Raw genomic sequence first — 24,096 nt, forward strand, 5'->3', positions numbered from 1 at the left:
CCGACGGGGAGGGTAGCTCGATGGGCGTGCGGCTCATCGTGGTCGACGACCACAGACTGCTCGCGGAGGCGCTGGCCTCGGCGCTGAAGCTGCGCGGGCACCGGGTGCTCGCGGCCGCCGCCCCCGCCGCCGGCGCGGCCGAGCTGGTCGTCGCCAGGGCGCCCGATGTGTGCCTGCTGGGGACCCAGGCGCCCGCCGCGCCGGGCGCCTTCGACCCGGTCGTACAGATCAAGCGGGAACGTCCCCAGGTGGCCGTCGTGGTCCTCGGGCCGGTGCCCAGCCCACGGGGCATCGCCGCCGCCTTCGCGGCCGGGGCGTCGGGCTATGTGCGCCACGACGAGCGCATCGAGGGAGTGGAGCGCGCCCTGGTGAAGGTCCGTGCGGGCGAGGCGGTGGTGGCGCCGCAGTTGCTCCAGGGGGCGTTCGCCGAGCTGCTCAACCCCGCGGCGCAGCCCGACGACGAGGGCCAGCGGCTCCTCGCGCTGCTGACCGCCCGCGAGGTCGAGGTGCTGGTGCGGGTCGCGGAGGGCGAGGACACCCGGCTGATCGCGGCCGGCATGGGCATCGCACCGAGCACCGCGCGCACGCATGTGCAGCGCGTGCTGATGAAGCTCGGGGTCGGCTCCCGGCTGGAGGCGGCGGCGCTCGCCGCACGGACCGGGCTGCTGGACCGGGCGGCCCGCGGGAGCCTGCCGCCGGACGCTGCGCAGGGCTGACCCAGGGGATCTCCCGCGACCCATCCGGCGGATATCGCCGGAGGTCCGGCCGCTTGCGTATGCCGGATGCCTCTGGTCGCTCCCGCATGCCCCGGACGTATGGGGACGAGCCCTTCATAACGAGCTGTTGACTTGTAGTTGGTTGTGTTCGATTCTGTTGGGGAAAGTGGTGAGGAGCTGCGCGTGAAGAAGACGTCGACCCGGCTCGCCGACGGTCGTGAGCTGCTCTACTACGACTCCCGCGGCGACGCCGTACGCGACGCCGTCGACACCCGGCCGCTCGATACCGTCTCCACCACATCCGAGATCCGGCTCGACGTCCTGCTGGGCGACTCGGTCGCCATCGCCTCGCACCGTCAGGCCCGTACCTACCACCCGCCGGCCGACGAGTGCCCGCTCTGCCCCTCGCGCGACGGCCGCCTCGCGGAGATCCCGGCCGCCGACTACGACGTCGCCGTCTTCGAGAACCGCTTCCCCTCGCTCGCAGGCGAGGCCGGCCGGTGCGAGGTCGTCTGCTTCACCTCCGACCACGACGCCTCGTTCGCAGACCTCACCGAGGAGCAGGCCGGTCTCGTCCTCGCCGCCTGGACCGACCGCACGGCGGACCTCGCCGACGTGTCCGGCGTCGAGCAGGTCTTCTGCTTCGAGAACCGGGGCGCCGAGATCGGCGTGACCCTCCAGCATCCGCACGGCCAGATCTACGGCTACCCCTTCGTCACACCGCGCACCGCGCTGATGCTGCGCTCGGCGGCCGGGCACCGGGCGGTGACCGGCCGCAACCTCTTCGACGACGTCGTCGCGCGCGAACTGGCCGAGGGCGTACGGGTGGTGCTGGAGGGCGGGCACTGGGTCGCCTTCGTACCGTACGCGGCGCACTGGCCGTACGAGGTGCACCTCTACCCCAAGCGCCGGGTGCCCGACCTACGGGCGCTGGACGGGGCCGCGCGCACGGAGTTCCCACAGATCTATCTGGAACTCCTGAGGCGCTTCGACCGGATCTTCGGCCCGGGCGAACCGCCGACCCCGTACATCTCCGCCTGGCACCAGGCGCCGTTCACCGTGGACGGGCGGGACGACTTCGCCCTCCATCTCGAGCTTTTCACCATCCGCCGCACTCCCGGCAAGCTGAAGTTTCTCGCGGGTTCCGAGTCCGGTATGAGCGTGTTCATCAACGACGTGCCGCCGGAAGCCGCGGCCGAGCGACTGCGAGAGGTAGCGAGCTAAGTGAGCAAGAAGTACCTGGTCACAGGCGGTGCGGGATATGTCGGCAGTGTGGTGGCCCAGCACCTGGTGGAGGCCGGTCACCAGGTGACCGTGCTCGATGACCTCTCCACCGGGTTTCGCGAGGGCGTTCCGGCGGGCGTGGCGTTCATCGAGGGCCGCATCCAGGACGCCGCGCGTCATCTCGACGCCTCGTACGACGGGGTGCTGCACTTCGCCGCGTTCTCGCAGGTCGGCGAGTCGGTTGCCAAGCCGGAGAAGTACTGGCAGAACAACGTCGGCGGCACGATGGAGCTGCTCGCCGCCATGCGTTCCGCCGGAGTGCGCACCCTGGTCTTCTCCTCCACCGCCGCGACGTACGGCGAGCCGGTGTCCACCCCGATCACCGAGTCCGACCCGACCGCGCCCACGAGCCCCTACGGCGCCTCCAAGCTCGCCGTCGACCACATGATCAGCGGCGCGGCCGCGGCGCACGGCCTGTCCGCGGTGTCCCTGCGCTACTTCAACGTCGCGGGCGCGTACGGCGACTGCGGTGAGCGCCACGACCCCGAGTCGCACCTCATCCCGCTGGTCCTCCAGGTCGCCCTCGGCAAGCGCGAGTCCATCTCCGTCTTCGGCGACGACTACCCGACACCCGACGGCACCTGCGTCCGCGACTACATCCACGTCGCGGACCTCGCCGAGGCCCACCTGCTCGCGCTCGACGCGGCGAAGCCCGGCGAGCACCTGATCTGCAACCTCGGCAACGGCAACGGCTTCTCCGTGCGCGAGGTCATCGAGACCGTCCGCAAGGTGACCGGCCACCCGGTGCCCGAGGTCGTGGCCGAGCGCCGCGGCGGCGACCCCGCCGTCCTCGTCGCCTCCGCAGCCGCCGCCCAGGAACGCCTTGGCTGGCAGCCGAGCCGCGCCGACCTGGCCGGCATCGTGTCCGACGCCTGGGCCTTCGCCCGCAGGAGGGAGAACACATCATGAACGACGGTGTGTGGGCAGCCCCCGGCAGGGTGAATCTGATCGGTGAGCACACCGACTACAACGGCGGTTTCGTCATGCCCTTCGCGCTGCCGCACACCGTGGTGGCCACCGTGGCACGCCGCGACGACGGCGTGCTGCGGCTGCACTCCGCGGACATCGACGGCGCCGCCGCCGGCCCGGTCGAGCTGCGCATCGACGCGCCGGCAACGGGTGGCGGGGGCGGCTGGACCGACTACCCGGCGGGCGTGGTCTGGGCGCTGCGCGAGGCCGGCCACCGGATCGGCGGCGCGGACATCCACTACGAGTCGACCGTCCCGGCCGGCGCGGGCCTGTCCTCGTCCGCCGCGCTCGAGGTCGTCACGGCGCTCGCCCTGAACGACCTGTACGAACTCGGCCTCGAACGGTGGCGTATCGCCCGCCTGTGCCGGCGTGCCGAGAACGTCTACGTCGGAGCCCCCACCGGGATCATGGACCAGATGGCCTCGGCCTGCTGCACCGACGGCCACGCCCTGCACCTGGACACCCGTGACCTGTCCCTGCGTCAGGTCCCCTTCGAGCTGGGGGCGCACGGGCTCGAACTCCTCGTCGTCGACACCGGGGTGAAGCACTCCCACAGCGAGGGTGAGTACGGACGACGCCGCGCGGGCTGCGAGGTCGGCGCGGCCGACCTGGGCGTGAACGCGCTGCGGGACGTGCCGCACGACGCGCTCGACGACGCCCTCGCCCGCCTCGACGACCCCGAAGTGCGGTCCCTGGTCCGCCATGTCGTCACGGAGAACCACCGCGTGGAGCGCGCGCTCGCGCATCTGGAGGCGGGCGAGGTCCGCGCGATCGGCCCGGTGCTGACGGAGGGGCACGCCTCGCTGCGCGACGACTTCCATGTCTCGTGCCGCGAACTGGACCTGGTGGTAGACACCGCGCTGGCCTCGGGAGCGCTCGGGGCCCGGATGACGGGCGGCGGCTTCGGCGGCTCGGCGATCGTGCTGACCGAGTCGTCCTCGGCGCACCTGGTGACGAAGTCGGTCCAGGAGGCCTTCGCCTCGGCGTCGCTGGACGCGCCGCGGGTCTTCACGGCGGCGCCGTCGGCGGGGGCGCGGCGGGTGAGCTGAACGCGCCCCGGCCCGCCGTCGCCTGTCGCGCCGGGGCGGGAGCAGGGTCCACCGCACGTGGCGCATCACGCGTGGTCCCGTGCGGCGGTGGACGCGTCCTCGCGCGATGCGGCCGGGGCGGTCAGTTCTGCAAAGAGCCCTCCGTCGCGGCCACCCGTCCGTACTCTGATGGTCGACACCGGTGGGGGCCGGTGTCGATCAGGGGGCGAGACCGTTGGGTACGGTGCCCGGGGCGGGGTATCAGTCAGAGCACGGCGGCGGCCGGGCGATGTCCAGTACCGCGCTTCTCCGGGCGCCGTATCCGCGCCGATCCGTCCTCCGGCACTGGGGGTGTATGTGGTTCGTATCCGGGTCCTGGTCGTGGACGACCACCGGATCTTCGCCGAGTCGCTCGCCGCGGCTCTCGCCGCCGAGCCCGACGTCGAGGTCGCCGCGGCAGGCAGTGGGCCGGCCGCGCTGCGCTGCCTGGAGCGGGCCGCGGCCGAAGGGCGGCGCTTCGACGTCATGCTCGTCGACGCCGATCTGGGCATCACTCCGGTGCCCGCGCCCCGCGCGGTCGCCGGCTCCGAGGACGGGCTCGTGGACGGGATCTCGCTGGTCGCGGGCGTCCGTTCGCACGGGATCGCCGTGCGCTCCGTGGTGCTCGCCGAGAAGGACGACGCCGCCCGGGCCGCGCTCGCGCTCCAGGCGGGGGCGTCGGGCTGGGTCGCCAAGGACTGTTCGCTGCAACGGCTGCTCGCCGTCATCCGCGGCGTGCTGCGCGACGAGACGCATCTGTCGCCCGCGCTGCTCACCGGCGTCCTGCGCGAGTTGACCGCCGCCCGCAAGCATCGCACCGAGAGCGAGCAGCTGGTCGAGTCGCTGACCCCGCGCGAGCACGAGGTACTGCGCTGCATGGTTGCGGGACTGGGGCGCAAAGCCGTTGCCGAGCGTCTCTTCCTGTCCCCGCACACCGTGCGGACGCACATGCAGAACGTGCTGGGCAAGCTCGGCGTGCACTCCACGCTCGCCGCGGTCGCGCTGGCGCGACGGGCGGGTGTCGGACCGGCCGAGCTAACCGGGGATGTTGTCGAACGGGGCGGTCAGCTGGCGTAGCAGTGCGGCCAGTTCGGCGCGCTGGGCGTGGGACAGCTCGGACAGGATCGCCCGCTCCTGGGCGAGCAGTCCGGCCAGGGCCTGGTCGGCGCGGTCGCGGCCTTCGGGAGTGAGCCGTACCAGGACGCCGCGCCGGTCGCTGGGGTCGGGTAGCCGCTCGACCAGATTCTTCTTGGCGAGCCTGTCGATGCGGTTGGTCATCGTGCCCGAGGTGACCAGCGTCTGGGTGAGCAACTGGCCGGGGGAGAGCTGGTAGGGCGCTCCGGCGCGCCGGAGCGAGGTGAGCACGTCGAACTCCCAGGGCTCCAGCTGGTGCTCGGCGAAGGCGAGCCGGCGGGCGCGGTCGAGGTGGCGGGCGAGCCGGGAGACGCGGCTGAGCACCTCGAGTGGTTCCACGTCGAGGTCGGGGCGCTCTCGGCGCCATGCTGCGACCAGTCGATCGACCTCGTCCTCCATGTCGATCAGTGTAGTTGGTCTGTCGACATGAAGTCTCTTGACGTCAAGATATAGTCCGCTGGACTATTGGGCATGGTCGGGCCGAAACACGCTCCGTTTCGGCATTCCGTTCCTGCAAGGGGGACTCGAACATGCACTCCGTACCCAACTGGGACCCACATCAGTACCTGCGCCACGCCGGGCACCGCACTCGTCCCTTCCTGGACATGCTCGCCCGCATACCCAGGCTGCCCTCCGGCAGCCGACCTGCGCGTATTGCCGACATCGGCTGCGGTCCCGGCAATGTCACCGCCCTCCTCGCCGATCGCTGGCCCGACGCCCACATCACCGGCTTCGACCTCTCGCGCGAGATGCTCGCCCAGGCCGAGAAGGACCACGCGGGCCCCACGGCCGGCGGCGGCCGACTGGATTTCCACCACGCCGACGCCGCGCACTGGACCCCCGACGAGCCGTACGACCTGATCGTCTCGAACGCGGCATTGCAATGGGTCCCCAACCACCCCGAGTCCTTCGCCGTCTGGATCGACGGACTCGCACCCGGCGGCACCTTCGCCTTCCAGGTGCCGGGCAACTTCAGCTCCCCCAGCCACGCCCTGCTCGGTGAGCTGTGCGAGTCCCCGCAGTGGCGCACCCGCCTCGGCGACCACGGAAGGCGCTACGTCCACATCCTGGAGCCCGCCGATTACCTTCTGCGCCTCGCCGACCTCGGCTGCGACACGGACGCATGGGAGACCACCTATCTCCAGCTGCTCAACGGCGACGACCCGGTGCTCGACTGGGTGAAGGGCACGGCGCTGCGTCCGGTCCTCACCGAGCTCGCCGACGACCCGGAGGCGGCGGCGGAATTCCTGGGCCAGTACCGGGACCTGCTGCGCAAGGCCTACCCGCCGGGGCCGCACGGCACCGTGTTCCCCTTCCGCCGCATCTTCGCCGTCGCACGGAAGGTCGCCTGATGCTCGCCGCCGTGGACGACGACCAGCCCGCCGCACCGCCCGGCTCCGAGGACGCGCTGCGCGCCCACTGCCGGGAGGTGCTGGGCATGAACGAGATCCCCGAGCCGCCACAGCTCGCGGCGGCTGCTGGTTCGTGAACGGGTCCGTCCAACTGCATCCGGGCATCGAGCAGGACTTCCCTCCCGCCACGTGAGCGGGCCCGTACAGGCGAAGCGCCCCGCCGCGGGTGAACCGCGGTGGGGCGCCTGGCTGCCGGGTGCCGGCCGGGATCTGAGGGATCAGGCCGGCCGGATCAATACTGTCCTGGATCAATACTGTCCCGGATCAGTACAGACCGTTGTAGGTGTTCCAGCCGGTGCCGATCCTGGCCTTCGCCTTGAAGCCGCCCTTGCCGTCGGCGTCGTAGCGGTACAGCTCGCCGTCCGCGTTGCGGACCAGCAGGTCGGCCCGACCGTCGCCGGTCAGGTCGCCCGGTGCCACGAACCTGCTGAACTGGTTCCAGCCCGTGCCGATCAGCTTCTTCGCCTTGAACGGGGCCGCGGCCACGCCGGTACCCGCGTACAGGTGGAGGCTGCCGTCCTTGGCGCGCGCGACGATGTCCGCGCGGCCGTCGCCGTCGATGTCACCGGCGCCCGCCAGCGCGGTGAACTGGCCCCAGCCGGAGCCGATCTTCTGGCGGGCGGCGAATACCGAGCCGCTGCCGTTGCCCCGGTACAGGTACAGGACGCCGGAGCTGTCGCGGGCGATGAGGTCGCCCTTGCCGTCGCCGGACAGGTCGCCCGGGCCTACGAGGCTGTTGTAGATGCCCCAGCCGCTGCCGAGCTCGCCGTCGCCGACGTAGTCGTCGTAGTTGTACAGCGTGCCGTCCATGACATCGAGCAGGTCGCCGAAACCGTTGTTGTCGAAGGACGAGGCCAGCGACAGCTTCGCGCCCTGCCAGCCGGTCGAGCCCTGCTGGCGGGCGCTGAGCAGGCCGTTGTTCATGCCGTGGTACCAGTACGTGGTGCCGGACTTGTCGACGCCCAGCACCTCGTTCTTGCCCCAGAACGGGTTGCTGCCCGCGCCGGCGAACTGCGAGACGGGGTGCCAGCCGGTGCCGAGCTGCAGCTTCGCCTGGAAGGCGCCCGTGCCGGTGGAGAGGTACCGGTAGAGCGTGCCCGACACGGTGCGGGCCATCAGATCGGCGAAGCCGTCGCTGTTCACGTCGTCCACGCTGAACAGCTGGTTGTACTGGGCCCAGCCGTCACCGACCTTGACCCGCGGCTTGAAGGGCTGCTCGGCCTCGACGCCGGCGTAGAAGAACAGCTCACCTGCGGGGTTGCGTGCGAACAGATCCGCGATCCCGTCGCCGTTGGCGTCGTTGACGCCCACGAGCTGGTCGAACTGGCCCCACCCGGAGCCGACCTTCACCTTCGGCGCGAACGGTTCGGCCGCTCCGGGCCGGGCCCGGTACAGGAACAGCTCACCGGCGAAGTTGCGCGCGAGGACGTCGCCGGCGCCGTCGCCGGTGAGGTCGCCGGGCGAGAAGACCTTGTTGAACTGCTGCCAGCCCGTGCCGGACCACTGCGGTTCGGCGGAGGCCTCGTCGCTGCGGTACGAGGACAGGCGGCCGTCGGCGGACAACGTGAAGTGGGTGGGACGGGTCGGCTCGGCGGCGTCCATGCCCGCGATCGAGAACACGTCCTTGAACGTCTCGTCGCTCGTGCCGAGCGCATAGATGTAGGTGTCCTCGCTGCCGGTCGGCGTCACCCAGTACTGGCCGTCGATCGCGCGGTGCAGCAGGTCGCTGAAGCCGTCGCCGTCGATGTCGCTGCGCGGCAGGGCCGGCTTCGCGGCCTGGATGCCGGCCGGTGCGGCCGACGGTACCTTCGCCGCGCCGGACTGCGTGATCGGAGACTTCGGCATGCTGTCGACGGTCGGAGCGGTGCGCGGCGCAGGCTTGCGCGGCGCCGGTGCGTCGTCCGCCTGAGCCGGAAAGGTGAGCAGCATGCCCGCCGAGATGGCCAGCGCCGTACAGGCCGTGGTGCGCCGCGCCGCCTTGTGGCGCGCGACGGCAGGGCGGCCGGATTCCTTCGAAGTCAAAGTTCCCCCCGGGGAAGGTCATGAAGCCGGGATCACGCAGTCCGCGTCCTGGAAGTCGGTCTGCTCCCTGTCGGGGGACTTGTCCCGGAAGTCGTGTCCTGCAGCCTCGTCGTCCATCGACGGGGCACGGAGATAGACGGCTCAGGGGGATCCAGGGATGCACGGCGGACCGGTCGTTTTTTCTGTGCCGCTTTCCGGCCCCGACCCGGCCGGGCCGGGGCCGGGCCGCGCGGGTGTGGAGGGCGTCGTCGCTGGCTTCCGGGTGCCGGCTGTATCCCGCTGCTGCGGGCACCCGCGTCCCCCGGTGCGCTCCCAGGACGGCCGCGCGCGTCCGGCACGGGTGCGGCTTGCGTCCCGCCCGGCGGGCTCTGGGTGCGCTCGGCGCTGGTTCCGGGAGCTGGTCCGCCGGGAGCCGCGGTCGGCGCCCTGGCCGCTGTGCTCTCGGTTCCGTCGGCACCGGGCCCGGTGCGCCTGCGGGCCCGCGCTGGCCCGGAGCCGGGAGGTTCTCGGGTATCCCGGCCGGGCCCCCGCCGGCCGGGACCGGTCGTCGCTGTTTCCGGGGGCCGGTCCGCCGGGCCCCGCGGTCGGCCGGCCGGGTGCCGGAGCGCTCTGATGGCGGTCGGTGGCTCCCGGTGGCCGGCCTGCATCCCGCCGCGGCGGCTCTCTCGGGGGCCTCGGGGGCCTGCGCCCCCCGGTGCGTTCCGAGGGCAGTCGGACGCGGGTGCCGGCTGTCGGGTGCGGCTTGCGTCCCGCCGAGGCGGGCTTCAGGGCCGTGGTGCTTGCGTCTGAGGGCGGTCAGGCTGGCAGGTGGTCCTGGTCTGCAGGGCGGGCGTCGTCGCTGTCTCTCGGGCCGACCTCCGTAGCCGCCCCGGCGGGCTCTTGGGTGCGGTCGGTGCCCGCCACGAGGGCGAGGGCCTCGGGGCCGGTCTGCGTCCCCCGGTGCGCTCCGAGGCGGCGGTCGGCGGGCGCCGGCTCCGGGTGCGGGTGCCGTCGGTGCTGGCGCCCCGAGGGCGGCAGGCTCACAGGCGGCCCTGGGCCTGCGAGGCGGCGGCCCGCGGGGCCGGTCGTTCTCAGGCCTGCCTCCGCCGCCGCCCTGGTGGGCGGCGTGCTCGGCCGCGCTCGCCGACGTCCCGCTCCGGCGGGCTCTTGGGTGCGGTCGAGGCCCGCGAGGGCGGGCGGGCTCGGGGCCCTCGGGCCAGGCCTGCATCCTGGTGCGCTCCGGGGGCGGTCGTCGACGGCTGTTCGAATGCGGCTTCCGTGCCGCCCGGCGGGCTCCCGAGGGCGGTCGGACGCCGGACACCAAGGGGGGCACGGGGTCGGCGCTGGAGCCCAGCGGTCGTCAGGCCCGCGGTCCGCGCCGGGCTCCGGAGTCGGTCTGCGCCGGCCCCCGAGCCGGGCACGCGGTGGGCGCGGTCGGCCCCCGAGCCGGCCCCGTCGCTCCCCGGCTGTCGGCCGCAGTGTCAGTTCTTGCGGTGGCCTATCAGGCGTGGCTTCTGTTCCAGGCCGTCCAGGCCGTGCCACGCCAGATTCACCAGGTGCGCCGCCACCTCCGCCTTCTTCGGGCGGCGGGCGTCCACCCACCACTGGCCCGTGAGCGCCACCATGCCCACCAGTGCCTGCGCGTACATCGGGGCCAGCTTCGGGTCGAAGCCCCGGTTCTTGAACTCCAGGCCCAGAATGTCCTCGACCTGCGTGGCGATGTCGCTGATCAGCGAAGCGAACGTCCCCGTCGACTGCGCCACCGGCGAATCCCGCACCAGGATGCGGAAGCCGTCCGTATACGTCTCGATGTAGTCCAGCAGCGCGAATGCCGCCTGCTCCAGCAGTTCCCGGGGATGGCCGGCCGTCAGCGCGCCCGTCACCATGTCCAGCAGTTGGCGCATCTCACGGTCGACCACGACCGCGTACAAGCCCTCCTTACCCCCGAAGTGCTCGTACACCACCGGCTTGGAGACGCCCGCCTTGGCCGCGATCTCCTCGACCGACGTGCCCTCGAAGCCCTTCTCGGCGAAGAGGGTGCGCCCGATGTCCAGCAACTGCTCCCGGCGCTCCGCGCCCGTCATCCGCACCCGTCGCGCCCGCCTGCCACCGGGCGACCGGGTCTTGTCCGCGCTGCTCGTACTGCCGTCACTCGCCACGTCGTCCATCATGCCGCGTCGGCGGTGACACGCTTGCCGCGGGCATCGGCGTCGTCCGCGTCCGCACGGCGTGCGTCGATACGCGATTTCTGCGGCCAGCGCACGTCGTACGCCCAGCCCGCCAGCTCGAACCAGCGGATCAGGCGGGCGCTGGAGTCCACCTGGCCCCGCAGCACCCCGTGCCGCGCGCTGGTCGGGTCCGCGTGGTGCATGTTGTGCCACGACTCACCGCACGAGAGCACCGCCAACCACCACACGTTGCCCGAACGGTCACGCGACTTGAACGGGCGCTTGCCCACCGCGTGGCAGATCGAGTTGATCGACCACGTCACGTGGTGCAGCAGCGCGACACGGACCAGCGAGCCCCAGAAGAACGCGGTGAACGCGCCCCACCACGACATCGTCACCAGGCCGCCCACCAGCGGCGGGATCGCCAGCGACAGCACCGTCCACCAGACGAAGTCCCGCGAGATGCGGCGCAGCGCCGGGTCCTTGATCAGGTCGGGGGCGTACTTCTGCTGAGGGGTCTGCTCCTCGTCGAACATCCAGCCGATATGTGCCCACCACAGGCCCTTCATCAGCGCCGGGAGCGTCTCGCCGAACCGCCACGGCGAGTGCGGGTCGCCCTCGGCGTCCGAGAACTTGTGGTGCTTGCGGTGGTCGGCCACCCAGCGCACCAGCGGTCCCTCGACGGCCAGCGACCCCATGATCGCCAGCGCGATCCGCAGCGGACGCCTCGCCTTGAAGGAACCGTGCGTGAAGTACCGGTGGAAGCCGATCGTGATGCCGTGGCAGCCGATGTAGTACATCGCCACCAGCAGACCGAGATCGAGCCAGCTCACGCCCCAGCCCCAGGCCAGCGGCACCGCCGCGAGCAGGGCGAGGAAGGGGACCGTGATGAACAGCAGCAGGGTGATCTGCTCGATCGACCGCTTGCTGTCCCCGCCGAGCGTGGCGGACGGCGCGTCGGCAGGTGGCTTCTTGGTGTCCAGCAGATCGGGGCTCGTGGTCATGAGGGTTCCCTGGGGGTGGGGAGAGGGGACGGATGCCGCCTGGCTACGGTCCCGTAACCTACGGCGACGTAAGTATGGCAGCGCCCGGAGGGGCGGCAAGAGACCTGAGGACAACGTCAGGGAAATGGACACCTATCCTGGGTCTCGTCGGACAGCGCGGTCCGCAGCCTCCAGTACCCCTCCAGACGTGCTCAAACACTGCAAGGAGCCGCACCTGTGAGCAGTGCCGACCAGACTCCCACCGCCAGCGCCGAACTGCGCGCGGACATCCGCCGACTGGGCGATCTTCTGGGCGAGACGCTCGTCCGCCAGGAGGGACCCGAGCTCCTTGAGCTCGTCGAGCGGGTCCGCGCCCTGACGCGTACCGACGGCGAGGCCGCAGCCGAGCTGCTGGGCGACACCGACCTCGAGACCGCGGCCAAGCTCGTCCGCGCCTTCTCCACGTACTTCCACCTCGCCAACGTCACCGAGCAGGTGCACCGCGGCCACGAGATGCGCGAGCGCCGCGCCGCCGAGGGCGGCCTGCTGTCCCGCACCGCCGACCGGCTCAAGGACGCCGACCCCGAGCACCTGCGCGAGACCGTCAAGCACCTCAACGTGCGGCCGGTCTTCACCGCGCACCCCACCGAGGCCGCCCGGCGCTCCGTGCTCAACAAGCTCCGCCGTATCGCCGAGCTGCTGGAGAATCCGGTCATCGCCGCCGACCGCCGCCGCCACGACCTGCGGCTCGCCGAGCACATCGACCTGATCTGGCAGACCGACGAGCTGCGCGTCGTACGCCCCGAGCCGGCCGACGAGGCGCGCAACGCGATCTACTACCTCGACGAGCTGCACGCCGGGGCCGTCGGTGACGTCCTCGAAGACCTCGCCGCCGAGCTGGAGCGCGTCGGCGTCGAGCTGCCGCCCGGCACCCGCCCGCTCACCTTCGGCACCTGGATCGGTGGCGACCGCGACGGCAACCCCAACGTCACCCCCGCCGTCACCTGGGACGTGCTGATCCTCCAGCACGAGCACGGCATCACCGACGCCATCGAGGTCATCGACTACCTCCGCGGGCTCCTGTCGAACTCCATCCGCTACGCCGGTGCCACCGAGGAACTGCTCGCCTCGCTCCAGGCCGACCTGGAGCGGCTGCCCGAGATCAGCCCCCGCTACAAGCGGCTGAACGCGGAGGAGCCCTACCGGCTCAAGGCCACCTGCATCCGCCAGAAGCTCATCAACACCCGCGAGCGCCTCGCCAAGGGCACCCCGCACGAGGACGGCCGCGACTACCTCGGCACCGCCGAGCTGATCAACGACCTCACCCTCATCCAGACCTCGCTGCGCGAGCACCGCGGCGGCCTGTTCGCCGACGGCCGCATGGACCGGGTCATCCGTACCCTGTCCGCGTTCGGCCTCCAGCTCGCCACCATGGACGTACGCGAGCACGCCGACGCCCACCACCACGCCCTCGGGCAGCTCTTCGACCGGCTCGGCGAGGAGTCCTGGCGCTACGCCGACATGCCGCGCGACTACCGGCAGAAGCTGCTCGCCAAGGAGCTCCGCTCCCGCCGCCCGCTCGCGCCCACGCCCGCGCCCCTGGACGCCGCCGGACAGAAGACCCTCGGTGTCTTCCACACGGTCAAGGAAGCCTTCGAACGCTTCGGGCCCGAGGTGATCGAGTCGTACATCATCTCGATGTGCCAGGGCGCCGACGACGTCTTCGCCGCCGCCGTCCTCGCCCGCGAGGCCGGACTGATCGACCTGCACGCCGGCTGGGCGAAGATCGGCATCGTGCCGCTGCTGGAGACCACCGACGAGCTCAAGGCCGCCGACGTCATCCTCGAAGGCATGCTCGCCGACCCCTCCTACCGGCGCCTGGTCTCCCTGCGCGGCGACGTCCAGGAGGTCATGCTCGGCTACTCCGACTCCTCCAAGTTCGGCGGCATCACCACCAGCCAGTGGGAGATCCACCGCGCCCAGCGCAGGCTGCGCGACGTCGCGCACCGCCACGGCGTACGGCTGCGGCTCTTCCACGGCCGTGGCGGCACCGTCGGCCGCGGCGGCGGCCCCTCGCACGACGCGATCCTCGCCCAGCCTTGGGGCACTCTCGAAGGCGAGATCAAGGTCACCGAGCAGGGCGAGGTCATCTCCGACAAGTACCTGATCCCGTCCCTGGCCCGGGAGAACCTGGAGCTGACCCTCGCGGCCACCCTCCAGGCCTCCGCGCTGCACACCGCCCCCCGCCAGTCCGACGAGGCGCTCGCCCGCTGGGACGCGGCCATGGACACCGCCTCCGAAGCGGCCCACTCCGCGTACCGCAAGCTGGTCGAGGACCCGGACCTGCCCGCGTACTTCTTCGCCTCGACCCCCGTCGACCAGCTCGCCGAGCTCCACCTCGGCTCGCGGCCCTCGCGCCGCCCCGACTCCGGCGCCGGTCTCGACGGACTGCGCGCCATCCCGTGGGTCTTCGGCTGGACGCAGTCGCGGCAGATCGTGCCCGGATGGTTCGGTGTCGGCTCCGGCCTCAAGGCGCTGCGCGAGGCGGGCCTCGACACCGTGCTCGACGAGATGTACGGGCAGTGGCACTTCTTCCGCAACTTCCTCGCCAACGTCGAGATGACGCTTGCGAAGACCGACCTGCGGATCGCCCGCCACTACGTCGACACGCTCGTGCCCGAGCACCTCAAGCACGTCTTCGACGCCATCGAGGCCGAGCACGCGCTCACCGTCAACGAGGTGCTGAAGGTGACCGGTAACGACCGACTGCTCGGCTCCAACCCCGTCCTGCAGCAGACGTTCGCCATCCGGGACGCCTACCTGGACCCGATCTCCTACCTCCAGGTCGCGCTCCTCAAGCGCCAGCGCGACGCGGCCGAGCATGGCGAGGAGCCCGACCCGCTGCTGGCCCGGGCCCTGCTGCTGACCGTCAACGGCGTGGCGGCCGGCCTGCGCAACACCGGCTGACGCCGGACGACATGAGGATGCCCCCGCCTGAATCAGGCGGGGGCATCGTCATCTGAGCTGTCAGTGCTGACGGGCCGTACGGCGGCGGGCCATCAGGTAGCCGCCACCCGCGACCAGCGCGGCAGCGACGCCCGCGAGGATGCCGATGGGCGCGCCGTTGCCGGTCTCGGCGAGGTCGCCGGACGTGTCGTCACCGCTCGGCGCCGGGGCGGCCGAGGTGTCGGGCGCGGTCGACGGCTCGTCGCCCGGCTTGTCGCCCGGCTTCTCACCGGGCTTGTCCTCGCCCGGCTTGTCGCCCGGCTTGTCCTCACCGGGCTTGTCGCCCGGGGTCTCCTCGTCGTCGCAGTCGACCTTGAAGACCTTGTGCTTGGCGGCGTTGCTCTTCTGGCCCTCGAAGGTCCAGAACAGCTTGTACTGGCCGTCGGCGAGCGTCATCTCGTCGGTGCGCTCGTGGCCGGAGCCGTCGAGCGTCAGCGAACCGGTCTTGACGACCACACCCTTGTCGAGGTCGTTGTTCGCCCACGCCTGGATCTCCCAGTCGACCTTCTGGGCACCGTCGAACTTGAAGCCGTCGATGTAGAAGGTGCAGACCTTGGGGTTGTTGCTGGGGTCGTACTCGCCCGTCTCGATGTCGTGGATCTTGACGTTGCCGTTGTCGCCGGGCGGCGTGGCGAACGCGGCGGGTGCGGCCGACAGCGAGAGCGCTGCGGCGGCCACCATGGCGCCGGTGGAGCGAAGGATGCGCATATGGGAATCCATCGTGAGAGAGGGAAGGAAGATGGCGTGGGGGGCGGCTCAGCGTCCTGTGAACCAACGCGCTAGTCAAGGTCTCTTCCTCCCCATCCGTACCAGGAAGCATGATTCGACCCAAAGATGCTGATAACGATCAGGTCAACTGGGGCGTCCACACAGACTTCTGACAGCTCTACAGCGCCAGGAACGACGCCACCAGAAGTGCCCCGCCCACGGACGCCGCCACCCACGCCACCCGCGTCAGCCGCAGCCCGCCGCCGATCACCAGCGCCGCCAGCAGCAGTGCACCGCCCAGGGGCAACCAGGCATGGAGCCCGCCCGCCGGCCCCGTCCGCACCGCCTCGCCCGTACCCGGCTTCAGTACGACGGCGAGCGTCACGCCCTTCTTCACCGCGACGGACCGGTCGATCGTCACCCGGTCGCGCTCCGGCGCCGGGTCCTTGGGCACATACGGTCCCGAGCACACCTTGTCGTCGCACCGCGCGACCGTGAGAGTGCCGTGCTCACGCCCCCTGGAGAGCAGGATGTGCTGCGCGTTGCCCCAGGACGACCAGAAGCCGGCGACAAGGAGCAGCAGGGCGACGAGCGCCATGGCCGCCTTGCGCGTGTGGGTCAGTATCCGGCCGGGGGAGTTCCGCTTCATGGCCCGCGATCCTTGGCCATAGGGCTGCGCGGGGTCAAACATCGCTGGTCAGCGACGAGACCGCACGTGGTACGCCCCGCTACGGGTATCGAGGCGAAAGCGCGCCCAAGAGAAGCAAATGGGCGCGCTCGCCGGTGTCCGCGGTTACTCCTCGGTGAAGATCGCCTCGGCGGTGGCGGCGGTCACCGCGTGGGTGAGCCACGTGCGCATCAGTTGTGTGTCGTCGCAGGTGGTGATCCGCTCGCGGGCTTCGTCGGGAACGTCGAGTCCGCGCTGGTGAAGGACGAGGAGGATGGCATCCGCGAGGCTTTCCGCGCGGCCCTCCGCGCGCCCTTCCGCGCGGCCTTCCGCGCGGCCTTCGTCCCGGATCTCCTCCGAGAGGGGAGAGGTGTAGAAAGAAAGATCCACGGCCACCAGGTTCCTCCACTGATCTGCGGCCGGGCGGTTGCCCAGGCCCTGTGCGGTGAGTTCGACGATAGGGTCGGCGATGGCTTCCGGTGCGTCCCGCAGCGCGGCGGACAGCGTTTTCAGTATGGCACCGATGTCCGGATCGCCGGCGTGCGTGATGGCGGCCAGCGTGGCGAGCGCCAGGTCCTTCCGGGCTTCGGCCACGTCGACGATCACCGGCATGTTGTGCGGACCCGCGACGAGGGGGCGCAGGGTGAGCGCAGGCCACTTCCGGGGGCCGATGGGTACGGGGCGCGAGGCCCATTCGGCGGTGGCGCGGTCCTGACAGACGACCAGCAGCAGTGGCGGCGTCCGGTACTTCGTGTACAGGAAGGACAGGTAGTACGCCCAGCTCGCGGGTTTGTCCGGGTCCCTCTTCCCCTGGGCCTCGATGGCCAGGAGGAACGACTCGTCGTCCTCGGTGTCGATGCGTAACAGGGTGTCGACGCGGCGTTCCACGGGACGCGCCTCGGTGAGGTCTGTGGGCAGAAGTGTGGTCGAGACGGGTGTCGGGAAGGGAACGCCGAGCACCTCGGAGACGCGGGAGAACAGCCCCGGATACTCCTGAAAGATGCGGTGCATCGCCTCGTGGGGAGAACTGACCATGGGGTGCCTTCGGTTGTGAGGGTGAGGACGGTTCAAGCGGCTTCCTGCGCGCCGGCGCGGCAATCGCGACAGCGGCCCCGGTAGCGGGGCGCGGAAGGCGCGGTCGCACTTGTCGCAGTTCTGGAGCGGGTTGCGGGCTTTCGGTGGGGCGAGGGTCGGCAAGGGCGGCGGTAGGAGTGCGGCCGGGACGGCGGTGCACGGCTGGTTGTACGAGATCGTCCGCGTCACGACCTTGCCGTCGGGCAGCCGCTCCAGGGTGCGCGACAGGTAGCGGTGGTCCTCCAACTCCCGCAGCGCGGCGGCGATACGGGCCTCGCTCTCAGGGAACCGGTCGGCCAGCACCTTGATGCCGACCTTGGCCCCGTCGGGCAGCGACTGGATGTGGACGGCGAGCCCGATCGCGGTGAGCGACAACTGCCCGTGCTGGGCGACGTGGTTGCCGACGATCGTGAAGCGGCTGGTGTGGATCGCGTTGACGTGGATCACGCCGAAGGCGGTGACACGGCGGGGAACGCGGGACGAGGCGCGCGAGGGCGCGCTAACCTTCTGGGTATCCATCGGGAAGCCCTAACTTCCTCGGTGGTCAGGCCCTCGATCGGGATTGCAGTCCCGGCCGGGGGCCGTCGCATGTCTGTGGTTGTCGCCGCGAGCATATGCCCGCCAACCGGGCACGGATCCAGCCCAATTGGCCAATGTCACCCGTGCGAGTGACGGGGGTGTGCGTGGGGTGGGATGGGGTCCGGCGGGTTCTTTCCGCGGTCCTTTGAAGAAGTTCTTCAAGTCTTTTGCGTCGTGCGCCGCCGCGTCGCGGAGAACCGCATCGCGGGAACCCGCGACCCGGCGGCGACGGTCACGGCAGCAGGTCGATATCCACCCAAACCGTCTTGCGCGGCACGGGTCCTGGCGTGACACCCCCAGCGGTCGGCGAGCGCTTCGACGATCAGCAGCCCGCGTCCGGATTCGGAGGCGTGGTTGGGACCAGCAGGCCCGGGCCTGCTCGGCAGATGTTCGCCACGTGTGTCGGTGACTTCGATCCGAAGTCGCTTTCCGTCGTCCAGGACAGCGAGGTCGAGCCGGAAGTCCCGCCCCTGTACGCGGCCGTGGAGGGCGGCATTGGCAGCCAGTTCGGCGGCGACCTGAACCGCCGACTCCGATTCGATGCCCCAGCCGACCAGTTGTGACGCCACCAGCAGCCGTGCGAGACGGGCACCTCGGCGCGTAGGGGAGAGCAGCACGGTGAACTTCCGTACGGGAGCGGAAGATTCGGTTCGAGTGATTTGCGGATTCACGTCACTCAGCGTGGCCGCCTCGCATCTACGCTGAACAGTAGTGACGTGCGTACGGACAGCGACTGTCCAGCAGTTGCCCCGGCCTGTCCATGCGGTACGGCGTCCAGCGCGAATCGGTACAGGCACGGGCGGAGGCGGGTGTCGTATGACAGCTGAGGTCGCCAGGGAATGTACGGCGGACGAGCCGGACCGGGACGTCGACCCGGAGGACGACTCGGGCGCGGTGATCGCGGCGGTCGGCCGGCAGATCCGCCTCTGGCGCGAGGCGGCCGGGATGCGTGCGGCCGAACTGGGCGCGGCGATCGGCTACGGCGAGAACCAGGTCTACAAGGTCGAGACGGGAAAGCGGATCCCCAAGCCCGAGTTCCTGGACAGAGTGGACGAGGTCCTCGGCGCGGGCGGCAAGCTCGCCGCGATGAAGAAGGACGTGGCGGAGGCCAGATACCCGAAGAAGGTCCGGGACTTGGCGAGACTGGAGGCGGACGCGGTCGAGATGGGTGCGTACGCCAGTGTCGTGGTGCACGGGCTGCTGCAGACCGAGGAGTACGCCCGTGCGCTGCACGGGGAGCGGCGGCCCGCCTTCTCCGAGGATGAGGTCGAACGGCGTGTGGCGGCGCGGATGGCGCGGCAGTCGGTCTTCAGCCGCCAGCCCGCCCCGCTGCTGACTTTCGTGCAAGAAGAGGCGACACTGAGGCGGCCGACCGGAGGCAGGCCGGTACTTCGTCGCCAGCTCGAACGCCTGCTTGAACTAAGCTCGTTGAGGCATGTCGAGATCCAGGTGATGCCGACGGACACGGAGGAACACGCCGGTCTGGACGGTTCGCACAGAGTGCTCAAGCTGAGGGACGGCACGACTGTGGGACACAACGAGGTTCAACTCACCAGCCGCCTGATCAGCAACCCCAAGGAGGTCCAGATCCTTGAGATGCGGTACGGCCTGATCCGAGCCCAGGCACTCACACCTCGACTGTCTCGGACTTTCATCGAGAAACTGCTGGGAGAGACATGAGTGGCAAGCCCTCGGCCGGAGACACCTTCAAGCTCACCTGGGTCAAAAGCAGCTACAGCACAGCAGACGGACCCGACTGTGTCGAGGTCGCGGCAGCCACCGGCGCGATCCACGTCCGCGACTCCAAGAACGTCCCGGGCCCCCGCCTCGGCTTCGCGCCGGGCGCGTGGACGGACTTCGTGACGTACGCGTCCGAGGGCTGACGAGCGGAGGCTTCCGGACAGCGGGTGACCCGGTGTCAGATCGTCACCCGCACGGCTCGTAGAGTCGCAACGGTGAACGCAGACGCCGCCTTTGACACGCCGGACGCCCCTGATCCTGACCTGCCGATGCTGACTGCCGCACAGGCAGCACATCTGCGGGAACTCGCCGCGCCCTACACCGACAACGGCCATACCTACTCCCTGCAGAACCTGGCGCACATGTGCCGCCGAGCACCGGAGGACCGTTGGCCCGAGCTGGTGGAGACGCACTTCGCCCGTTTGCAGGCGGCGGGGCACGGCGACGAGAGCGCGGCGGAACTGCTCAGCGGGGTGCATGCACGGTTGCTGCCCAACGAATCGCTCACCCCGGACCTCGTCGGCGCCATGCGCTACGCGCGTGTGGTCGCCGACGGGCTCGTCTTCGCCTACGCCCTTGACCAGCCCACCACCGTGCGGATCCTCACCGACCCGGACGTGGAGCGCGCAGGACTGGAGGCGCTGGGAGAGGCGGCGTACGCGAACCTGATGCGTGTACCTGTCGCGCATGAGGAAGTAGCCATCGAGGGCCGGGCGTTGCTGCATTCCGTGTACGGCGACTCCCCGTTCGTCGCGAGCAAGGCGTTGTTCCTGTCCGAACTGGCCCGGGAGGTCACTGGCGAGGCACTCCCGGACGCCGGAGCCCTCGTTGCCGTGCCGACCCGGCACCTGCTGGCGTTCCACCCTCTCACCGACGGGTCTGTCGCCGACGCCATCAACGACCTTGCTCAGTATGCCCTCGGTGCCTATCAGGACGGACCGGGTGCGCTGTCCCCTCGCGTCTACTGGTGGCACCGAGGAGGCCTGACGTCGCTGACGGTCATCGACACCGAGACCAACACCTTCTCCCTCCAGCCTCCGCCGGAACTCCTCGGCATCCTGAAGGGCCTGGTCCGCCTCGACCGGGCCGGGCGGCTCGCCGGGCGCACCGCAGTCGACGCGCCGGACGTCGACCAGCTCACGCACACCACGGCCGATGCGATAGCCCGGCTAACCCAGGACGGGGCCGGACTTGGCGACGCCTTCGCCTCCGCCCTCGAACTCGCCCACGCCCATTGCGCCCTTGACCCCGACGTGGATCGCCTCCCCGCCTGGGACGCGTGGGCCACCGCAGTGCAGCTGGGCTCCGCGCTGTTCACGGGCGCGCAGCCGCAGGAGTGCCACCTCGGTGGCGACCTCGTGCGGCAGCTGCCCGCCGTCCCCGCCGAGCCACCCGCGGACGCCCGCGCCTGGCTCGACGCCTTCTACGTCGCGGTCGTGTGCCGGCAGACGGCCCGCATCGACCGGTTGTGCCAGGTGCCGCTGGAGGTCCTGCGTCAGGACGACTCGATCGACGAGTACGTCCTGCACTGGATCGACACGCTGCAAACCTACTGGGCCGAGCGCCCCATGGACGACGTGGTGGAGAAACTGCTCGCCACCATGACGACGTCCGCGCCCGACGCCGTGACCCGGGCGCCGATGGACTTCGTGAACCTGATCGACTACCAGCCGGTCGCCCTCTTCCACCGCCTGATCACGCGCGACCACGACGCCCTCGCCGAAGCGCTGACCGAAGCGGTCGCACAGCACGCCACCTACTGGGCCGACTCACCGGCGCCACGCGCCCGGGTGGCGCTCGGACCGCTGGCGATGGCGAGCCTGGCGTACGACTACGGGTTCCCTGTCGCGGGGAAGCGGCAGTACCTGCCGACGTATCTGCTCGACCGCACACGAATCGAGGAGATCCCCGGCTGAGGCTTCCGACTGGCGCCAACCGCCGAGTTCCCCGCCGTCAGGTGGGGAACTCGCCAGCCGGCCCCACCCGGTCACGTGAGCTTGAAGAAGAGCGTGTCCTGGGTGTACCAGTCGACCTTCCTTGTCGCGCTCTCCCACTCCTCGTACTCGAAGTCGAGCTTGTCAATGAGCTCTTGGACGTCGTACCGGAAGTCCGGGTCCATCCGGTCGAGAACGGCGCGGTAGGCGTCCGCGGCGGGTTTGGTCTTGGCCAGCGGCAGGTATCCGATGGCCGGATAGCCGTCCAGCGAGTGCGGTATATGCGGGAAGTCGTCGGGAAGCCCGCCATACAGGTAGCCGTGGGGCAGCAGGTCGGCAGGCACACCGAGGCGGCGCATCTCGTCGTCCACCAAGCCGAAGAACGTGCTGGGCTTGGAGTAGGTGCCCAGGTTGTACGGATCGGAGGCGTTGCGGTCGATGATGTGCTGAAGCGCGGAATGGTAGGCGTTGCCGGCGCACTCCGCGTCCGAGTCGGCGCGTCCGGCGATGAGGTGATCGAGGGCGTCCGGGATGGACAGGCCCCAGTCGACGCCCTGGCGATCGAGATCCTCCTGATGCGCCTGGGCATACTTGCGTATCCCGTCGAGGCAGCGTCGCTGGTCTGCCGTGAGGTTGCCGTTGCTCCCCAGGTAGGCCAGGACGTCGGCCTTGTCCGCGGTCGAGTACGCGATGTTGTGACTCATGAGTGCAATCATGCCGAGCGGCACTGACATCCACCCGTCGGGGAGACGGAGTTGGGCCGGCCCCTTCTCGGCATGATGCGGCCCATGGTCAACGGCCCGGAGAACTCCTCGGCACCGTCCCCCACGCAGCACCTGCCAAGTGTTCCTGAACAGGGACCTGTACGGCGAGCCGCCCACATGACCCTGAAGCCGGCGGCGTTGTCCCTCTGCCTGATGTGGCTGCTGCGCGAACGAAGCTCGACAGGAATGGCGGTGCTTGCCCCCGTGGGTGTGTCGATCGAGGTACTGATCGTTGACTGGGCACACATCGAGGCCGCTCCGCCGGATGAGCGGGCCGACCTCTTGGAGGAGGCTGCCTTCGGTCAAGACACGTGGCCCAACGCAGACGAGGGCTGGACCTGGCCCACACGGCCTGCCGCCGACTGGTACGCGAGCTATGAGTTCTCCCGGACGCTCGGCTCGTACAAGCCGCACTTCTGGGCGGGTGAACAGTGGGAACGGCTCCGCGACTTCGCGAATCCGCAGCTTCGGGGCATGTTGGACCGCTTCGCTTCTGTGCTGTTCTGGCACGGCCTCGAGTACATGGAGGACATCGATGCTGAGCAAGTACCCGAGCGGTCAAGCCCTTGGCCGGTGAACACGCTCATGTGGAGTTCGCCCATTGAGGCAGCAGAGCTGAAACTCCTGTGGGAGTGCGTATCTCCGCAGCTGGAAGCACTGCGCGAACCGTTCGACCGGCACGTCGCGCGTCCAGAGGGCTGGATCAACGACTTCGATTCGTTCCTGACTTTCCTGGAGGGGTGGAACGAAGTCGTCACTGCCGCGCACGCCAGGGGATGGGGAATCGTGGGGCTGCGCTGCTGATCAGCGGGGCTGCTGTCCCCACCAGCAGCTTGCAAGGGGAGCCCCGGACATACCCTTGCGGCATGGCTGATCTTTACGAACTCCAGCTCGCTCTCGACCTCCCGGACTCCCTCCCTGACGACGACCTGCGCCTGCTGCGTTGGCACTTGGACGAGCAGGGCGACGCCACAGCGGATGCGGCTGGCCATGCAGCGTCGTACCCTTTGCTTTCCTCGAGGGGTCCGGCCAGCCGCGTCGGGGGAACGCTGGTCGGCGCCCTCTGTCGTCGCCCCGAGGGTTGGGCCTTGACGGCCCGACAGGAGCTGCATCCTGACGAGTTCGATGACTTTGAGCAGTTTCTGAAGTGGCTGGTGGCACGAACGACGACGATCGGCACCATCGGCTACCTGCGCTTCTACGAATCACACGTCCCGGACATTCTTGTCTCCGATGCCGAAGGCGTCAGTCGGAAGACGCTCCGGGCGACACCGGCCGCTGAGCAGCATCTCCTCCCCAACGGTTGCGACTGAGCAGAAGGGCGGCATAGGGGCCCTCGGACAGGGCGATTTCCCAGTCGCTCTGGGAAGCGTTCCCCTCAGTCCGTCTTGTTGGGATCAATCGTGACATGCAGATGTGCCTCGGCATTGGCAATCAGGCGACCAATTTCGATGGGGAGATGCTCGAACTCTTCCATGACCACGTCGTAGGGCTCCACTTGACGCACATTCCCGTCCAGGTCCGTTGCTTCGATTACGAATCGACAGCCAGCGGGCGAGCTTGCGTCGTCAACGACACTCCAGTGCCCGCCTCTGTGTCGCACGAGGACATCGCCAAGGAAGGAGACGAGGTCTGTATGTAGAGTGATCCAGTCTGATTGCTCGAAATCTTCAAGCGGTAGGCGGGACACGTAATTTTGCAGCCCCGGCAGAGCGGCCAGAGGATCAGTTTCAAACCGGTCTAGGGATACACCAACCATGGCGGCGAGGTGGGCTGCATTTTGGTGAGCCCCCTCTGCCCAGCTTGAGATATCGACTGCTGAGGCGCCTGGCCCTGCATTATCCACGATTCACTACCCTTCAAAAAGTCTCACCCAGAGCGGTCTACTGA

Annotated in this window: 21 protein-coding genes and 2 pseudogenes; 13 read left to right on the forward strand and 10 right to left on the reverse strand. The window is 70.0% G+C overall.

What is annotated here, in order from left to right:
• Window positions 1-20: 20 nt before the first annotated feature.
• The 5 genes from ACH5AF_RS09165 (at window position 21) to ACH5AF_RS09185 (ending at window position 5,113) form a co-directional block, all read left to right on the forward strand.
• Entirely contained in the window at window positions 21-716 is a 696-nt protein-coding gene (locus tag ACH5AF_RS09165) for a LuxR C-terminal-related transcriptional regulator (protein ID WP_398900864.1), read from the forward strand.
• Between the two features lie 183 nt (window positions 717-899).
• Entirely contained in the window at window positions 900-1,940 is a 1,041-nt protein-coding gene (gene galT, locus ACH5AF_RS09170; protein ID WP_398900865.1) for a galactose-1-phosphate uridylyltransferase, read from the forward strand.
• Window positions 1,941-2,909 (forward strand): UDP-glucose 4-epimerase GalE, encoded by a 969-nt coding sequence (gene galE, locus ACH5AF_RS09175; RefSeq protein ID WP_398900867.1) that lies wholly within the window; start codon window positions 1,941-1,943, stop codon window positions 2,907-2,909. It begins immediately after the preceding gene.
• A complete protein-coding gene (gene galK, locus ACH5AF_RS09180) occupies window positions 2,906-4,018 on the forward strand; it encodes a galactokinase (RefSeq protein WP_398900868.1) in 1,113 nt (370 codons plus the stop codon). Before galE ends, galK begins: the two co-directional genes overlap by 4 nt.
• Window positions 4,019-4,354: 336 nt before the next feature.
• Window positions 4,355-5,113 (forward strand): LuxR C-terminal-related transcriptional regulator, encoded by a 759-nt coding sequence (locus tag ACH5AF_RS09185; protein WP_398900869.1) that lies wholly within the window; start codon window positions 4,355-4,357, stop codon window positions 5,111-5,113.
• Here ACH5AF_RS09185 and ACH5AF_RS09190 read toward each other — a convergent pair.
• Complete coding sequence (locus ACH5AF_RS09190; protein ID WP_398900870.1) at window positions 5,072-5,569, reverse strand: MarR family winged helix-turn-helix transcriptional regulator; 498 nt, start codon at window positions 5,567-5,569, stop codon at window positions 5,072-5,074. The two genes, ACH5AF_RS09185 and ACH5AF_RS09190, sit on opposite strands and share 42 nt — an antisense overlap.
• Window positions 5,570-5,700: 131 nt before the next feature.
• Between ACH5AF_RS09190 and ACH5AF_RS09195 the strand changes: the two genes are divergently transcribed.
• Together ACH5AF_RS09195 and ACH5AF_RS09200 are read left to right on the forward strand one after the other, a co-directional pair.
• Window positions 5,701-6,522, forward strand: a complete 822-nt coding sequence (locus tag ACH5AF_RS09195; protein WP_398900871.1) for a trans-aconitate 2-methyltransferase — start codon at window positions 5,701-5,703, stop codon at window positions 6,520-6,522.
• Window positions 6,522-6,709: pseudogene (locus tag ACH5AF_RS09200) on the forward strand (glyoxalase); the annotation flags it as partial. The gene ACH5AF_RS09195 and the pseudogene ACH5AF_RS09200, both read left to right, overlap by 1 nt.
• A gap of 137 nt (window positions 6,710-6,846) precedes the next feature.
• Here ACH5AF_RS09200 and ACH5AF_RS09205 read toward each other — a convergent pair.
• The 3 genes from ACH5AF_RS09205 to ACH5AF_RS09215 all read right to left on the reverse strand — a co-directional run bounded on the left by ACH5AF_RS09205 (window position 6,847) and on the right by ACH5AF_RS09215 (window position 11,755).
• Window positions 6,847-8,604, reverse strand: coding sequence for an FG-GAP-like repeat-containing protein (locus ACH5AF_RS09205; protein WP_398900872.1), 1,758 nt, complete (start codon window positions 8,602-8,604; stop codon window positions 6,847-6,849).
• 1,460 nt (window positions 8,605-10,064) lie between these two features.
• Window positions 10,065-10,754, reverse strand: coding sequence for a TetR/AcrR family transcriptional regulator (locus ACH5AF_RS09210; protein WP_215186304.1), 690 nt, complete (start codon window positions 10,752-10,754; stop codon window positions 10,065-10,067).
• Window positions 10,751-11,755 carry an acyl-CoA desaturase gene (locus tag ACH5AF_RS09215; protein WP_398900873.1) on the reverse strand — a complete coding sequence of 335 codons (1,005 nt, stop codon included), beginning with the start codon at window positions 11,753-11,755 and terminating at the stop codon, window positions 10,751-10,753. Before ACH5AF_RS09215 ends, ACH5AF_RS09210 begins: the two co-directional genes overlap by 4 nt.
• A 216-nt stretch (window positions 11,756-11,971) precedes the next feature.
• On the opposite strand from ACH5AF_RS09215, the gene ppc reads away from it, so the two are divergent.
• Complete coding sequence (ppc, locus tag ACH5AF_RS09220; RefSeq protein ID WP_398900874.1) at window positions 11,972-14,701, forward strand: phosphoenolpyruvate carboxylase; 2,730 nt, start codon at window positions 11,972-11,974, stop codon at window positions 14,699-14,701.
• A 60-nt stretch (window positions 14,702-14,761) separates the two neighbouring features.
• Here ppc and ACH5AF_RS09225 read toward each other — a convergent pair whose 3' ends face one another.
• From ACH5AF_RS09225 to ACH5AF_RS09240, 4 genes and pseudogenes are all read right to left on the reverse strand, one after another.
• Window positions 14,762-15,448 carry an LPXTG cell wall anchor domain-containing protein gene (locus tag ACH5AF_RS09225; RefSeq protein ID WP_398900875.1) on the reverse strand — a complete coding sequence of 229 codons (687 nt, stop codon included), beginning with the start codon at window positions 15,446-15,448 and terminating at the stop codon, window positions 14,762-14,764.
• 178 nt (window positions 15,449-15,626) lie between these two features.
• The gene (locus ACH5AF_RS09230; protein WP_398900876.1) at window positions 15,627-16,097 is read right to left on the reverse strand and encodes a hypothetical protein; all 471 of its coding nucleotides are present in this window, start codon (window positions 16,095-16,097) and stop codon (window positions 15,627-15,629) included.
• A gap of 144 nt (window positions 16,098-16,241) precedes the next feature.
• On the reverse strand, window positions 16,242-17,150 hold the full coding sequence (locus tag ACH5AF_RS09235; RefSeq protein WP_398901020.1) for a hypothetical protein: 909 nt from the start codon (window positions 17,148-17,150) through the stop codon (window positions 16,242-16,244).
• Between the two features lie 850 nt (window positions 17,151-18,000).
• Window positions 18,001-18,439 (reverse strand): annotated as a pseudogene (locus ACH5AF_RS09240) (ATP-binding protein).
• Between the two features lie 145 nt (window positions 18,440-18,584).
• Here ACH5AF_RS09240 and ACH5AF_RS09245 point away from each other — a divergent pair.
• The 3 genes from ACH5AF_RS09245 (at window position 18,585) to ACH5AF_RS09255 (ending at window position 21,424) form a co-directional block, all read left to right on the forward strand.
• Window positions 18,585-19,448: a helix-turn-helix domain-containing protein gene (locus ACH5AF_RS09245; RefSeq protein WP_398900877.1), complete on the forward strand. Its 864-nt coding sequence runs from the start codon at window positions 18,585-18,587 to the stop codon at window positions 19,446-19,448.
• The gene (locus tag ACH5AF_RS09250; RefSeq protein ID WP_398900878.1) at window positions 19,445-19,651 is read left to right on the forward strand and encodes a DUF397 domain-containing protein; all 207 of its coding nucleotides are present in this window, start codon (window positions 19,445-19,447) and stop codon (window positions 19,649-19,651) included. Before ACH5AF_RS09245 ends, ACH5AF_RS09250 begins: the two co-directional genes overlap by 4 nt.
• A gap of 72 nt (window positions 19,652-19,723) precedes the next feature.
• Window positions 19,724-21,424 (forward strand): immunity 49 family protein, encoded by a 1,701-nt coding sequence (locus ACH5AF_RS09255; protein ID WP_398900879.1) that lies wholly within the window; start codon window positions 19,724-19,726, stop codon window positions 21,422-21,424.
• Between the two features lie 71 nt (window positions 21,425-21,495).
• On the opposite strand, the gene ACH5AF_RS09260 is transcribed toward ACH5AF_RS09255, so the two are convergent.
• Window positions 21,496-22,146, reverse strand: a complete 651-nt coding sequence (locus ACH5AF_RS09260; protein ID WP_398900880.1) for a hypothetical protein — start codon at window positions 22,144-22,146, stop codon at window positions 21,496-21,498.
• Between the two features lie 177 nt (window positions 22,147-22,323).
• Between ACH5AF_RS09260 and ACH5AF_RS09265 the strand changes: the two genes are divergently transcribed.
• Window positions 22,324-23,010, forward strand: a complete 687-nt coding sequence (locus ACH5AF_RS09265) for a hypothetical protein (protein ID WP_398900881.1) — start codon at window positions 22,324-22,326, stop codon at window positions 23,008-23,010.
• Window positions 23,011-23,072: 62 nt separating this feature from the next.
• On the forward strand, window positions 23,073-23,519 hold the full coding sequence (locus ACH5AF_RS09270) for a hypothetical protein (RefSeq protein ID WP_398900882.1): 447 nt from the start codon (window positions 23,073-23,075) through the stop codon (window positions 23,517-23,519).
• A gap of 65 nt (window positions 23,520-23,584) precedes the next feature.
• On the opposite strand, the gene ACH5AF_RS09275 is transcribed toward ACH5AF_RS09270, so the two are convergent.
• The gene (locus tag ACH5AF_RS09275; RefSeq protein ID WP_398900883.1) at window positions 23,585-24,052 is read right to left on the reverse strand and encodes a hypothetical protein; all 468 of its coding nucleotides are present in this window, start codon (window positions 24,050-24,052) and stop codon (window positions 23,585-23,587) included.
• Window positions 24,053-24,096: the final 44 nt, after the last annotated feature.

The sequence above is a fragment of the Streptomyces sp. NPDC018833 genome (genome assembly GCF_044390825.1).
Taxonomy (GTDB): domain Bacteria; phylum Actinomycetota; class Actinomycetes; order Streptomycetales; family Streptomycetaceae; genus Streptomyces.

Coding starts and splice junctions, on each gene's coding strand:
- ACH5AF_RS09235 (WP_398901020.1), bottom strand. CDS start 17,150: ATGGTCAGTTCTCCCCACGAGGCGATGCACCGCATCTTTCAGGAGTAT.
- ACH5AF_RS09195 (WP_398900871.1), top strand. CDS start 5,701: ATGCACTCCGTACCCAACTGGGACCCACATCAGTACCTGCGCCACGCC.
- ACH5AF_RS09225 (WP_398900875.1), bottom strand. CDS start 15,448: ATGCGCATCCTTCGCTCCACCGGCGCCATGGTGGCCGCCGCAGCGCTC.
- ACH5AF_RS09190 (WP_398900870.1), bottom strand. CDS start 5,569: ATGGAGGACGAGGTCGATCGACTGGTCGCAGCATGGCGCCGAGAGCGC.
- ACH5AF_RS09260 (WP_398900880.1), bottom strand. CDS start 22,146: ATGAGTCACAACATCGCGTACTCGACCGCGGACAAGGCCGACGTCCTG.
- ACH5AF_RS09215 (WP_398900873.1), bottom strand. CDS start 11,755: ATGACCACGAGCCCCGATCTGCTGGACACCAAGAAGCCACCTGCCGAC.
- ACH5AF_RS09250 (WP_398900878.1), top strand. CDS start 19,445: ATGAGTGGCAAGCCCTCGGCCGGAGACACCTTCAAGCTCACCTGGGTC.
- ACH5AF_RS09210 (WP_215186304.1), bottom strand. CDS start 10,754: ATGATGGACGACGTGGCGAGTGACGGCAGTACGAGCAGCGCGGACAAG.
- ACH5AF_RS09265 (WP_398900881.1), top strand. CDS start 22,324: ATGACCCTGAAGCCGGCGGCGTTGTCCCTCTGCCTGATGTGGCTGCTG.
- ACH5AF_RS09270 (WP_398900882.1), top strand. CDS start 23,073: ATGGCTGATCTTTACGAACTCCAGCTCGCTCTCGACCTCCCGGACTCC.
- ACH5AF_RS09165 (WP_398900864.1), top strand. CDS start 21: ATGGGCGTGCGGCTCATCGTGGTCGACGACCACAGACTGCTCGCGGAG.
- ACH5AF_RS09245 (WP_398900877.1), top strand. CDS start 18,585: ATGACAGCTGAGGTCGCCAGGGAATGTACGGCGGACGAGCCGGACCGG.
- ACH5AF_RS09230 (WP_398900876.1), bottom strand. CDS start 16,097: ATGAAGCGGAACTCCCCCGGCCGGATACTGACCCACACGCGCAAGGCG.
- galK (WP_398900868.1), top strand. CDS start 2,906: ATGAACGACGGTGTGTGGGCAGCCCCCGGCAGGGTGAATCTGATCGGT.